Source organism: Haladaptatus rarus, from assembly GCF_054177585.1.
The window spans coordinates 1-13,357 of record NZ_JBPEHG010000002.1 but is presented as its reverse complement, the minus strand read 5'-3'; the positions used below and the strand labels follow the sequence as shown (position 1 = coordinate 13,357).

The window sequence follows — 13,357 nt, the reverse complement described above, 5'->3', positions numbered from 1 at the left end:
CACGCTGTCAGGTGTTCTGCGTCGTCTTCGAGGGGACACAATAGTGGATAAAGAGTTTTCTCGGTTCCCTCACGTAGCGAAATGCATGACTGAACAGTACGACATGGTCGTCGTCGGCGCGGGAACCTCCGGGTGTTACGCCGCGGCGACTGTCGCCCACGAGGGGTACAACGTCGCAGTCGTCGAGCGAAAGTCGGAGGAAGAAGCGGGACACATCGCCTGCGGCGATGCGCTGAAGGGAGCCGACGCCTTCCCTGAGGCCATTCCGAAGGAGAAGATACAGGCCGCGTTCACGAACACCGACGTCGACCACGGTCGATTCGAGATACCGAAAGAGGACACCGTGCTGGAGATTCCGGTGCCCGGCGAACTCGCGGTTATCGACCGCTGGGAGTACGGACGCCGCATCATCAACGGCGCGAAAGAGGCGGGTGCCGAGTTCCACTACGACACCGTCGTTCAGGACGTTACCCAGGCCGACGACGGGCGCGTCACGGGCGTTCGCGCGAAACGCGACGGAAGCGTGGTGGAGTACGAATCGGAGATTCTCGTCGATGCCGCTGGATCGCTCTCGTTGCTTCAGGACAAGACGGATTTCTCGGATTCGACGTTCGACACGAACGTCACCTACTCGCAGTTCTGTTCTGCCTACCGTGAGATCGTCCACGTCGAGGAGCCGGTTCCGTGGGACGACGCTCTCGTGTTCAAACCGACCGACCGCGCCGCGGGCTACCTCTGGTACTTCCCACGGACGAGCACCGAGATCAACGCCGGACTCGGCTTCCAGATGAACGAAGAGCCGATGAAGCTGGTCGAAGACCTGAAACGCGACCTGCGAAACCGTCCCGAGTTCCACGGTGCCACCGTCGAGGACAAACTCGGTGCGGCGCTGCCGACGCGGCGACCCTACGACTCCGCCGTCGCCCCCGGCTACATGGCCGTCGGTGACGCTGCTGGGCACGTCAATCCAACGACCGGCGGCGGCATCGCGGGCGCGGCCTACGCGGGCAAGTACGCGGGCGAGCAGGCCATGGAGGCGCTGGAGCAAGGCGACGTGAGCGAACAGACGCTCTGGCGGTACAACCAGCGCGTCATGGAGCACTTCGGCTCGCGCTACGCCGGGCTGGACATCTACAACGTCTTCACGACCGCCGTGGAGGTAGACGACCTGATGGGGATGCTCGGGGCGCTTCCGACCGAGAAGCTCTCGGAGGCGCTCTACTCGGGCAGCGCGAACATCGGCTGGCGGCTCAAACTCCAGACCGCCATCGATGCCCGCGACCACTGGCGACTCATCTACGACCTCTACAAGACGAAGAAACTGGCCGACCAGATCATCGACCACTACGACCACTATCCGACCGACCCGCGCGGCCTTCCTGCCTGGCAAGAGGCCCGTGACGACCTGATGGACCAGGTGTACGCGACGACCGGTGCAGCACCGAAGTACTGACGCTCTGTTGCGCTTTCTCGATAGTACATTTCGATACGTTCTTATCGATAGTACATTTCAGTACGTTTCAGTACATTCGATTGGCAGTGGTTCAGAAACGGCGAGTTCAGAACGGCGGTTTCGTCGAGATGGCTCTTTTGACGACGATCTGGGTATCAGAGTTATCATTGCAAGAGAGACCAAGCGAGACAGAAGATCACGCACCGACCACTTCTCACTCACGTCGCTACAGTTCTTTCTGGTAGACGTACTCCGTGGCATCGAACGAATCCACGTAACGCTCCTCGATGCGGTCGAAGCTACGCGATTCGTAGAATCCGACGCCGACCTCGTTGTCGGCGAAGACGTTCAATCGGAGACGCTCGATGCCGCGGTCACGCAGACGACCCTCGACACGGTCGAGCAGGCGCGTTCCGAGGCCCGACCCCCACTCGTCCGGGATGACGTAGATCCGAACGAGCAGGTAGGTGTCTGGCTCGTCCGGCAGGGGCGCGGCGTGAGCGAACCCGACGAGCGAAGCTCCCGCCCCGTCTACGACGGAGAACTCGTGGTCGTCGGGGACGATGCTGTCGCGGAGGCTATCGATGTCGTACCACTCGTCGATGGTCTCGTCTACGGTGTCAGCCCCGATGATGTCGTCGTAGGCGGCGTGCCACGACTCGCGGGAGACGCGCTGGATCGCAGTCGCGTCGTCCGGGACGGCGGCGCGGATGGTGTACTCAGTCACGGAGAAGCGTTCGGTGCTAATTGTCAAAAATATATCCACCATTCGACGCCAGCGTGAGGATATCTATCATAGTAAATACATTTAAACCACGAACGGACCAACGTGGGGGCATGGCCGCTATCCAAACGAAGGCCCTGACGAAGCGATTCGGCGACGTGGTCGCCGTCTCGGATCTCGACCTGACGGTCAAAGCGGGCGAGATCTTCGGCTTTCTCGGGCCGAACGGCTCGGGCAAATCGACGACCATCAACATGCTCCTCGATTACGTCCGCCCGACCACCGGCACCGCGACGGTGCTCGGCTACGACGCCCAGGCGGAGACACAGGCGATCCACCAGCGCATCGGCATCCTCCCCGACGCGTTCGACCTCTACGGTCGGCTCTCCGGCCAGAAACACATCCAGTTCGCCATCGACTCCAAACAGACCGCCGACGACGTCAGTGACATCTTGGAGCGCGTCGGCCTCTCCCCAGAGGATGCCGCCCGCCCGGCGGGCGATTACTCGAAAGGGATGCGCCAGCGCCTCGCGCTCGGGATGGCACTGGTCGGTGACCCCGACCTGCTCATCTTAGACGAGCCCTCCTCGGGTCTCGACCCGAACGGCGTGCGCGAGATGCGCGAGATCATCCGCGCCGAGGCCGAGCGTGGGACGGCCGTCTTCTTCTCCAGTCACATCCTCAGTCAGGTCGAAGCCGTGTGTGACCGCGTCGCCATCATGAACCGGGGCGAACTCGTCACCGTCGACACCATCGACGGCCTCCGCGAGGCCACCGGGTCTGGCGCGACCATGGAACTGACCGTGGACAGCGTCCCGGAGATGGCACTGGCAGACATCGACGGCGTGACGGGTGCGACGGTCGACGGCCACCGAATCACGGTGGCATATACAGATTCGAGCGCGAAAGCGAAGGTCATCAATCACGTCGAGGAGGCCGGTGTGACCGTCACCGACATCACGACCAGAGAGTCCTCGCTCGAAGACCTCTTCTCCGCCTACACGACCGATGCCGGCGACCAGCGGCTCGACGAGACGACGGACGATACCGAGTCGGAACAGGAGGTGCAAGCATGAGCTGGGCGGTCGTCGCCCGCAAGGACTTCGAGGATGCGGCGCGCTCGAAGATGCTCTGGGCCATCACCGCCCTGTTCGTCCTAACGACTGCCGGTGGGATGTATGCGGCTGGCGTCATCCTCGACCAGCAGAAAGCCAGTCAGGCACTGCAGTGGCTCAGCGCGCCAGCAGCGATGATAATTCCACTCGCCGCCCTTGTCGTCGCGTACCTCGCCATCGCTGGTGAACGCGAGACCGGCAGCATCAAGATACTGCTCGGATTGCCACACACCCGATTGGACGTGGTGCTCGGCAAACTCCTCGGGCGCGCGACCGTCGTCGCAGTGGCGACCGTCATCGCGTTCCTCGCAGGAGCGGTCGTACTCCTCGTCCAGTACGGTTCATTTCCGGTCGTCGAATTCACTCTGGTCGGCCTGAACACCCTGTTCTTCGGACTGGTGTTCGTCGGTATCGCCGTCGGCTTCTCGGCGATGATGGCGACACGAGGGCGGGCGATGGCTGGTGCGATCGGGCTGTTTTTCATCTTCCAACTCATCTGGGACTTCGTCCCGCTTGGCGTCTACTACGTCGTCAAAGGTGGAATTCCGACCGCCACGAGCGGGCTTCCGGCGTGGTACTTCTTCGTCCAGATGATAAACCCGAAGAACGCCTACTCGACGCTCTCGACGTATCTGATGAACCCTGACACTACGACCCAGTTCGAGATGATGCTCGGTGGTGACGTTCCCTTCTACCTCCAGGACTGGTTCCTGGTTGTCATCCTCACTGTGTGGCTGGTCATCCCGGTCGTCCTCGGCTACTGGCGGTTTCGAAGCGTCGACCTGAGCTAAGTTCAGGGAGGCTCCGGCTACGTTCTGGAGCGTTTCAGCTACGTTCCAACTAGATCACGCCCGTTCTCTCCGCCGCTTCGATGGCGGCGGCTTCACTCATTCCGTTCCCGAGGATCGTGTAGCGGTCGCGCATCTCGTGGGCCGTCGTGAGCGATTCGACGACCGTCTCGGCGTCGATACCGAGTTCGTCCGCCGTCGTCGGTGCGCCGATAGTTGCGAGCGCGTCACGGATGCCGCGCCAGTCGCCACCGTGGAGGTATTCGGTGATGATGGAGCCGACGCCCACCTGATGGCCGTGGAGCGCGTCACCGGGAGCGAGTCGGTCGAGTCGGTGCGAGAAGAGGTGCTCCGCGCCGCTGGCCGGGCGGGACGACTCGGCGATGCTCATCGCCACGCCGGAGGAGACGAGCGCCTTGGTGACGACCCACGCCGACTCTTCGAGGCCAGGTTTGATGGAGTCGGCGTTGTCCACCAGCATCTCGGCGGTCATCTCCGAGAGTGCAGCCGCGTACTCGGAGAATTCGACGTTCTGGAGCCGGTTCGCGAGTCGCCAGTCCTTGACGGCTGTGTAGTTGCTGATGATATCGGCACACCCCGCCGTGGTGAGCCGCCAGGGTGCATCCGCGAGGATCTCCGTATCGGCGACCACCGCGAGCGGCGGTTCTGCGGCCACGCTGTGCCGGGTGTCTTTCTCCGGTACTGAGCCGCGGCCACTGACGATACCGTCGTGACTCGCCGCGGTCGGGATCGAAACGAAGCCGTATCCCAACTCGTCGCTCGCCATCTTGGCGATGTCGATGGCCTTCCCGCCGCCGACGCCGACGAGATAGCCAGCATCGACTTCGCGGGCGACTTCGATGACTCGCTGTACCGATGCGAAACTCGCTTCCTCGACGATGACGGTCTCGACGTCGATTCCTGCGTCTTCGAACTGGGCCGCGACGCGCGTACCCGCCACCTCGTTGGGCGTCGGACTCGTTACGAGCAGAGGCATCCCGTCGAGGTGCAGTTCGGAGATGGCCGCCACCGTCTCCGCGAGAACCCCGTGGCCCACCAGGACGTTCCGCGGGAGACGAATCCACGTAGATTTCTCGAACATACCTCTCATTCGTTTGGGGGGCATCAAACCAGTTCCGCTCCCATGACAGGGACGGGTTTTCGTTTCGGTTGGTTCGGTACTCGGAGTCGTCGTTCGTGTCCTTTTAAGCAGTACATTTCAGTACGGATTAGTTGTTCTCGGTACATTCGCCGGGACGGGTGTGAAGTGGTGTTCTGAGGATCGAGTTACTGCAGTAGCGATGTTCCCGAAAGTCCCCGGTCGCTCTCGTTACACTAACTCTGACAGCACCGACGTAACGGAGTCCCCGAAAGCCCTCGCTCGAGGGCCGAGTATCGCAACGAAGTGAGAAACGCAGGCGGTTGGGGAGGACGAGGTGCGGCGGCGGTGGCTGTTGCGATGCGGGATGGGACTGAAAGGGGCCGGGCGCTTCGATCTTGCCCAGACGAAGTAAGCACTGGAGGGAGCGACCAGTGGGAGCGACCGAAGCGCGCAGCGAGGGTCTCGTGAACGAATGTGAACGAGAGCCAGCAAGAGCTTCGCTCTTGCGCAGCCCGGCAGGTCGAGCGACCAGGGGCTTTCGAGGACACGGTTACCCCGTTGTCAGCATCATTCCGAAGAGGAGAACTAGCGACTTTCGAGGATAGCACAACTGCGAGAATTCGACATCAAGTCACGAACTGGTCTCGGAGACGAGTACCAGTCGTCCAAATCAGCCTCCAAACTCTTCAGATCGTCTCCAGTACGCCCAATACTTTCTCCTCGTTCTCGCGTCCGGGGTCGTGATCGCTGCCGTCGCGGTCGCTCTCCAGATGTTCGTCGACGGTTCGGGCCATCGCCTCTGCGACCGGCGTCGATTCCCAACCGAGAGACGCCAGTTTGTTCGTATCGAGGACGTGCGGGTAGTCCCGATAGAGGATGTAATCGTCCACCGAGAGGCCCGCGGTCGAGAGTTCGCGGTCGCTTGCGTGGACGAGTTCGACGGTGGTTTCGAGGGCGTCCGCGATGAGTTCGATCATCTCGTCCATCGTGACGAGCTGTCGGTCGCCCACGTTGTACGATTCGCCGGGTTCGCCGCGCTCTGCGACGATCCGGAGGGCGCTCGCCACGTCCTCGACGTAGGCGCGGTGCCAGAGGTTCTGGCCGTCGTCGGGGACGAGCAATCGGTCGAAATCGTTCACCCGGTCGAGCCAGAAGTCGAGGCGCTCAGTGTAGTCGTACGGCCCGTAGACGATACAGGGGCGGACGCTCATCGCGTTCACGCCGCGCTCTGCGGCCTCGAAGACAGCGCGGTCGCCCTCCGCCTTTCGCGGGCCGTAGGAGTCGTGCGAATCGTCGGTTGCCTGTTCGGGCGTGCAGGCACAGAGTTCCGTCTCGTTCTCGCGTTTGGGGATCACTTCCTCGCCGTAGGCGCTCCCGCTGGAGATGTAGACGTAGCCGTCCACGTCGGCGAATATCTCCGTCGCGGCGCGCACGTCGCGGGGTTCGTACGCCACGCAGTCGATGACGATGTCGGGTTCGACCTCCATCGCCGCCCGTTCGAGTGCGCTGTCGTTCGTCCGGTCGCCCTCGAAGTGGGTGACATCGACGGTCTCCGCGAAGGGATTCTCGTGGTTCCCCCGGTTGAAGATCGTCACCTCGTAGTCGTTGTCCAGCAGGTCTGTCACGAGGTGGCGACCGATGAATCGCGTCCCCCCGATGACGAGTGCAGTATCCATACAGGGAGACGAGAGCGATGTGGGAAAACGCTACCGAAGACGGTGAATGGGCCACTACAATGTTTATCCGTCGCGCCACAGTAGACCAAGTATGCAGGTACGCGAAGCCCGAACCGAAGACATCGCAGGAATCCGAGACGTGGCAAAAGAGTCGCTCCGGTCGTCGTACAGTCACTTCCTGGACGAAGAGATCATCGAACACGCCGTCGAGGAGTGGTACTCCGAGGAGAAACTCGAATCTGAACTCCAGAGCCGTGGGCTGATGCTGCTCGTCGCACTCGAAGGCGGTGACGTGATCGGCTTCACCCAGAGCGACATGCTCCCCGACGTTCCGGAAGGCAACATCCTCTGGTTGCACGTTGACCCCGACCGCCGCGGAGAAGGCATCGGAACCTCACTGCTCGGTCGGACGCTAGAAGAACTCAGGGAACACGACGTCGAAACACCGGTCGGTCTCGTGCTCGCCGACAACGAGGAAGGCAACCAGTTCTACAGGGAACACGGGTTCGAGAAGGTCAGCGAGCACACCGCTGAGATCGCCGACCAGACGTACACCGAGAACGTCTACACGGAGACCGACAGCACGGTGCTCGAACCGCGTGAGTTCGAAGGTCGAACCCTCTACATCAACCGCGCGGAGAGCAGTCGCGGGTCGAAGGCACCGTTCTTCGTCGCGTTCACCGACGAAGCCGCCGAGAACCGGTACGGCTACTTCTGCTCGAACTGCGAGTCGTTCGACAACTCGATGGACAGCATGGAGCGCATCGAATGTAACAACTGTGGAAACAAGCGCAAAGCAGTGCGGTGGGACGCGGCGTACCTCTGAACTGCCGATACCATCTCGGTCACCCGACGCGGTCTCGGACACGATATCGACTTCTGACGCTGTTTTTCAGTCGTCTGACACCACTTCGAAACCGGACGACTGCCCACCGGTCGAAACCGAACTGGGCGGTGACGTGCGAACGTCCTCGCGGCCTTCGACGATGGCCTGCCGATAGGCGTCGGGCATGACCTTCACGAACCGACCTTTCGCCGTCTCCCAGCGTTCCAGCAACGACCGCGCTCTTTCGCTTCCGGTCGAAGCGAGGTGGTTCTCGATCAACCGGCGAAGGATTACTTCGTCACGGTCGTCGAGTTCGTCCGAGAGCGTCACCGTCTCGGCGTTCACGTTCTCACCGAAATCGCCCGCACCGTCCTCACCGGAGGACTCGGTGAGGACGTATGCCACGCCACCGGTCATCCCGGCGGCGAAGTTCTCGCCCGTCTCACCCAGGACGGCCACGACGCCACCGGTCATGTACTCACAACCGTGGTCGCCGACGCCTTCGACGACCGCTTTCGCCCCGCTGTTGCGGACACCGAATCGTTCGCCGGCGACGCCGTTGACGTAGGCTTCGCCCGCCGTCGCACCATAGAGTGCGACGTTGCCGACGAGGACGTTCTGGGCATCGTATCCGGCGACGTCGGGCGTCCGGACGACGACGCGACCGCCCGAGAGGCCCTTCCCGACGTAGTCGTTGGCCGCCCCGGTCAGGAACAGATCGACGCCGGACTGACAGAACGCACCGAAGCTCTGGCCTGCGGTGCCCTCGAACCGACACGTGACGGTTCCGTCCGGCAGTCCCGAGGTTCCGTGCTTCGCGGAAATGCGTCCCGAGAGCAGTGCACCGACGGCCCGGTCGCGGTTCGAGATCGACCGTTTGAGTTCGACCGCCTGCTCGTCGTCAAGTGCGGGGGCTGCCGCTTCGAGCAGTTCGTGGTCGAGATGGTCTTCCAGTTCGTGATCTTGTGCTCGGGTCTTGGTTCGACCATCGGCATCGATGTCGGCAGCGGTGTCGGCGGGGATTGGGGTGTCGGCGGGAACGGGAGTTGCGAGCACCGCCGAGAGATCGAGATGCCGAGCCTGGGGATGGGAGGTCTCGCGCTGGCGTAGCGCGTCCACGCGCCCGACCATCTCCTCGACCGTCTCGAAGCCGAGTTCGGCCATGTACTCGCGGAGTTCCTGCGCGATGAACGTCATGTAATTCACGACGTGGTCGGGTTCGCCGGGGAATCGCGCCCGGAGGTCTTCGTCCTGCGTGGCGATGCCGACCGGACAGGTGTTCTCGTGGCACTGGCGGGCCATCACACAACCGCTGGTGACGAGGCTCGCCGTCCCGAAGATGTACTCCTCGGCCCCGAGCAGGGCGGCGACTGCCACGTCCCGACCGGTCTTCAAGCCGCCATCGACGCTGACCCGGATGCGCGAGCGAAGTCCGGTCTGGCGGAGCATCTGGTTCGCCTCGGCGAGGCCGAGTTCCCACGGCAGGCCAGCGTTCTTGATAGACGTTCGTGGACTCGCGCCGGTTCCACCCGAGTGGCCCGAGATGTGGACGACGTCTGCGTTGGCCTTGGCGACACCCGCAGCGATGGTACCGATGCCCGCCTCCGAGACGAGTTTCACGTTGATGTCGGCCCCGTCGCTGGCCGCCTTGAGGTCGTAGACGAGCTGTTTCAGATCCTCGATGCTGTAGATGTCGTGCTGTGGCGGCGGCGAGATGAGACCGACGCCGGGCGTCGCGTGGCGAACGTGAGCGATCGTCTCGTTCACCTTCGACCCCGGCAGGTGACCGCCTTCACCGGGTTTCGACCCCTGAGCCATCTTTATCTGGAGTTCGTCGGCCGCCTGAAGGTAGCGGCTCGTGACGCCGAATCGGCCACTGGCGACCTGCTTGACCGAGCACTCGCGCTCGGTGTCGAATCGCTCGGGGGGCGACCCACCTTCACCCGTGTTCGCCTTCCCGCCGATCCGGTTCATGGCGATGGCGTTGTTCTCGTGGGCTTCGGGCGACAGCGAGCCGAGACTCATCGCTGCCGTCGAGAAGCGTTTCACGATCTCCTCGACCGGTTCGACCTCGTCGATGGGAATCGACTCGCGTCCATCGGTGTCGAAATCCAGGAGGCCGCGAAGGGTCTGGAGCTGTTCTTGCTGGTCGTTTATCGCGCTGGCGAACTCTCGGTACTCATCGTCGCTTCCCTGCCTGACCGCGCGCTGGAGCGCCCCAACGGTCTTCGGATTCCACTGGTGATGGATGCCGTTCGAGCGATGTTCGAACTCTCCCTGTCGGTCGAGTTTCGATTCCGCTTCGAACGCGGCTTCGTGGCGCGCGAGCACGTCCTCTTCGATCTCTTCGATACCGATTCCCTCGGTGCGGTTCTCGGTGCCGTCGAAGTACTCCGCGACGAACTCGCTGTCCAGCCCGACCGCCTCGAAGATCTGTGCGCCGCGATAGCTCTCGACCGTCGAGATGCCCATCTTCGCCATCGTCTTCAGCAGGCCCGTCTCCAGCGCAGAGATGTACGCCTCGGTGGCCTCTGATTCCGCTGCGCCATCCGGCCCCGCGACGAGGTCGGCGATGGTCTGGTAGGCGAGGTAGGGGTTGACCGCACCCGCACCGTAGCCGACGAGCGTGGCGAGATGGTGGACGGTTCGAGGGTCGCCGGATTCGACCACGAGGCCGGTTCGAGTGCGAAGTCCTTCGCGGACGAGATGGTGATGAACCGCCCCCGTCGCCAACAGTGACGGGATCGGAACGCGGTCGTCGGTGGTCTTTCGATCGGAGAGGACGATTATCTCGGTACCATCCTCGACTGCAGTGCGAACTTCGTCCCGAACCCGTTCGACGGCATCCCGGAGATCGGTGTCGGGGTCGAAGGTGATGTCCACGACCTCGGTCGGGAGGTCGGCCCGGTCTTTCACCGCCGCCATCGTCGCATCGGTCACGACAGGCGAGTCGAGGACGAGTTGTCTGGCGTGCGCGGGCGACTCGGAGAGGAGGTTGCGCTGGCGACCGAGGCGGGTTTCGAGGCTCGTCACCAGCTCCTCCCGGATGTAGTCGAGCGGCGGGTTCGTCACCTGCGCGAACAGCTGTTTGAAGTAGGAAAACAGGGGGCGGTCGAACTCCGAGAGCACGGAGAGTGGCGTGTCGTCACCCATCGAACCGACCGGGTCTTTCCCCTGGTTCGCCATCGGTTCGAGGAGTTGGTTCAGTTCGTCGTGAGTGTATCCCCAGACTGCTTGCTGTGCGCGGAGTGTCTCGACAGAATCACCGGGCGTCGGGTCGGTGAGGTCGGGTAATCGTACCTGTTCCTGTTCCACCCACTCGGCGTACTTCTCGTCGGTCAGGTCGTCGAAGACCGCGTCATCGGAGACGACACCACCGGCGTCCGGGTCGGCCAGGAAGAGTTGACCCGGTTGGAGCCGTCCTCGTTCGACGATCCGGTCGTCGGGGATGTCGAGCGCACCGGCCTCACTCGCCATGACGAGTCGGTCGTCCGCCGTAACGTCGTATCGACAGGGCCGCAGTCCGTTGCGGTCGAGCACTGCGCCGACGCGCTCCCCGTCCGTCGCGGCGACGAGCGCGGGGCCGTCCCACGGCTCGACCAGCGAGGCGTGGAAATCGTACCACGCGTGTCGGTCGCCGTCGGTGCGCTCGCGCCACGCTTCCGGCACGAGCATCCGGAGGGCGTGTGGCAGGTCACGACCATCCTGTAAGAGGAGTTCGAGGACGTTGTCGAGGCTGGCGGTGTCACTCTGGTCGGCGTGCGTGATCGGCGTGATGCGGTCGACTGCCTCGCCGAGGCGGTCGCTTTCGAGGTCTGTCTCGCGCGCGGCCATCCAGTTGACGTTCCCCCGGATGGTGTTGATCTCGCCGTTGTGGATGACGCGCCGGTAGGGGTGGGCGAGATGCCACGCACCGAGCGTGTTGGTCGAGAATCGGGCGTGAACCATGGCGAGCGTTGACTCGAATCGCTCGTCGGTGAGGTCGGGATAGTACTGCGGCAGTTGCTCGCCCGTCAACAGTCCCTTGTAGACCAGCGTCTTTCGGTCGAGCGAGCAGACGTAGAGTGTGCCGTCGCTCGTCTCGTCGTCTCGCGTCTCGACCTCTTTTTCGAGTGCGCGCCGGGCGACGTACAGCGTTCGGTCGAACTCGTCGATCGACTGGTCGGACGACGGTCGGACGAAACACTGAGCGACTTCGGGTTCGGAGTCGAGCGCCGTCTCGCCGAGGTCGGCGTTCTCGGTCGGAACTGCCCGCCAGTGGAAGACGGTCAACCCCTCTCGTTCGAAGACCGCTTCGACGGTTCGCTGCAGGCGTCGTCGCGCGCGGTCGTCGCGTGGGAGGAACAGTTGCCCGACGGCGTACGTCTCGGGGAGGTCTCGGTTTAGCTCCGCCGCGAAGAACGAATCCGGGCGCTGGACGAGGATTCCGGCACCGTCTCCGGTGTTCGTTTCCGCGCCCGTGGTTCCGCGGTGTTCGAGGTTGGCGAGAAGGGAGAGTCCCTCCGAGACGATATCGTGGCTTGCGTCGGCGTCGAGATCCATGACGATACCGACGCCACAGTTCGACCGCTGGTCAGTCGGGTCGGCGAGTCCGTGAGTCATTGTCTGACTGCATGGGGAACCGATATAAGAGCGTACTCCTGAAGGACTAAGTGAATGCTATTGTCAATATCATCACCTTATATAGTGTATGATCGTGGGAGAAAGTCGTATAGAAGCAGATGATGTCAAAAGAAGTCCCCAGCAGTGTTCCGATTGCCACTCATCTTCGGAGCTGGGTCGACGTTCGTCGGAAAAGCTGATTCGTCAGTCGTTCTCGATAAGCGCTTCGAGGTCGTCCTCGTCGTAGTTGACGAGGAGGCGGGATTCGTCTTTGAACGTTCGCAGTACGACCTGCGTCGAGGAATGTTCGACACCCTCGGTGTGGATGATGCTGTCGATGTACTCTTGCAGGTGGTCGTGGTCGCGCAGGTGAGCGATGATGGTGAACGACTTGTCGCCGAGCATGAAGTAGACGGTCTGAACACCTGAGATGTCACAGAGCGCGTCACCGACATCTTCGTAATCTGGCCCGTAATCACTCCGAATCTCGGTGATCGCCGTGAGTTCGAGACCGAGTTCGCGCGCGTCGAGCTTGGAGATGGTTCCGGAGAGAATCCCCTGCTTGCGATACTTGTCGAGGCGGTAGTACACCGTCGAGGTACTGATACCGAGCTCGTCGCTTACCTCATCTACGTCGATGTCGCCTTCTCGGTCGAGCCATCGAAGGATCTTGAAGTCTTTTTCGTCAAGATTGACGCTTGCCATATCTAACCAACCGTAGCCAGGTTTCTAAAACTTTGCTAAGAATTCGGGGGTTGGATAAATCTAGATCCTACGGATTGCAAGAGCTGTAGATTGAGTAGATTGTACCAATATTCCTCATTAGCTTGTATGAAAAACACATTCGAACCCTCAAATAGTTTTCTTTTTACAACCGTAATTGAAATTCGTTATCATACATTTCTATCGGATCATAGCTCAACCATCACAATTCTTTCATTTATGGTTCTCGGGCACTGTCTAGTTAGGCCAGTTTAAGAAGCGAGCAGTTCCGTGGTTTTGGTGTTCATGCTCAACCAAGAACTGCTCAGTGAAACGTTAGAGACGGCGAATCTTGAATGTTGGGAGAAC

9 protein-coding genes are annotated in these 13,357 nt (G+C 62.0%); 4 read left to right on the top strand and 5 right to left on the bottom strand.

Annotated elements, in window-relative coordinates:
- The first annotated feature begins 85 nt into the window (after positions 1–85).
- Positions 86–1,453 (top strand): geranylgeranyl reductase family protein, encoded by a 1,368-nt coding sequence (locus tag ACR3FE_RS05145; RefSeq protein WP_458206020.1) that lies wholly within the window; start codon positions 86–88, stop codon positions 1,451–1,453.
- 226 nt (positions 1,454–1,679) lie between these two features.
- Here ACR3FE_RS05145 and ACR3FE_RS05140 read toward each other — a convergent pair whose 3' ends face one another.
- Positions 1,680–2,180 (bottom strand): GNAT family N-acetyltransferase, encoded by a 501-nt coding sequence (locus ACR3FE_RS05140; protein ID WP_458206019.1) that lies wholly within the window; start codon positions 2,178–2,180, stop codon positions 1,680–1,682.
- Between the two features lie 110 nt (positions 2,181–2,290).
- Between ACR3FE_RS05140 and ACR3FE_RS05135 the strand changes: the two genes are divergently transcribed.
- Both ACR3FE_RS05135 and ACR3FE_RS05130 read left to right on the top strand, forming a co-directional pair.
- Complete coding sequence (locus ACR3FE_RS05135) at positions 2,291–3,253, top strand: ABC transporter ATP-binding protein (RefSeq protein WP_458206018.1); 963 nt, start codon at positions 2,291–2,293, stop codon at positions 3,251–3,253.
- Complete coding sequence (locus tag ACR3FE_RS05130; protein WP_458206017.1) at positions 3,250–4,083, top strand: ABC transporter permease; 834 nt, start codon at positions 3,250–3,252, stop codon at positions 4,081–4,083. Before ACR3FE_RS05135 ends, ACR3FE_RS05130 begins: the two co-directional genes overlap by 4 nt.
- Before the next feature lie 49 nt (positions 4,084–4,132).
- Here the strand turns inward: ACR3FE_RS05130 and ACR3FE_RS05125 are convergent, their stop codons facing one another.
- Both ACR3FE_RS05125 and ACR3FE_RS05120 read right to left on the bottom strand, forming a co-directional pair.
- Positions 4,133–5,182: an NAD(P)-dependent glycerol-1-phosphate dehydrogenase gene (locus ACR3FE_RS05125; protein ID WP_458206016.1), complete on the bottom strand. Its 1,050-nt coding sequence runs from the start codon at positions 5,180–5,182 to the stop codon at positions 4,133–4,135.
- A 686-nt stretch (positions 5,183–5,868) separates the two neighbouring features.
- Entirely contained in the window at positions 5,869–6,858 is a 990-nt protein-coding gene (locus ACR3FE_RS05120; protein WP_458206015.1) for an NAD-dependent epimerase/dehydratase family protein, read from the bottom strand.
- 91 nt (positions 6,859–6,949) lie between these two features.
- Here ACR3FE_RS05120 and ACR3FE_RS05115 point away from each other — a divergent pair, with 91 nt between their 5' ends.
- Positions 6,950–7,684 carry a GNAT family N-acetyltransferase gene (locus ACR3FE_RS05115; protein ID WP_458206014.1) on the top strand — a complete coding sequence of 245 codons (735 nt, stop codon included), beginning with the start codon at positions 6,950–6,952 and terminating at the stop codon, positions 7,682–7,684.
- 66 nt (positions 7,685–7,750) lie between these two features.
- On the opposite strand, the gene gltB is transcribed toward ACR3FE_RS05115, so the two are convergent.
- Together gltB and ACR3FE_RS05105 are read right to left on the bottom strand one after the other, a co-directional pair.
- Complete coding sequence (gltB, locus tag ACR3FE_RS05110) at positions 7,751–12,286, bottom strand: glutamate synthase large subunit (RefSeq protein WP_458206013.1); 4,536 nt, start codon at positions 12,284–12,286, stop codon at positions 7,751–7,753.
- A gap of 204 nt (positions 12,287–12,490) precedes the next feature.
- Complete coding sequence (locus ACR3FE_RS05105; protein WP_458206012.1) at positions 12,491–12,991, bottom strand: Lrp/AsnC family transcriptional regulator; 501 nt, start codon at positions 12,989–12,991, stop codon at positions 12,491–12,493.
- Positions 12,992–13,357 lie beyond the last annotated feature (366 nt).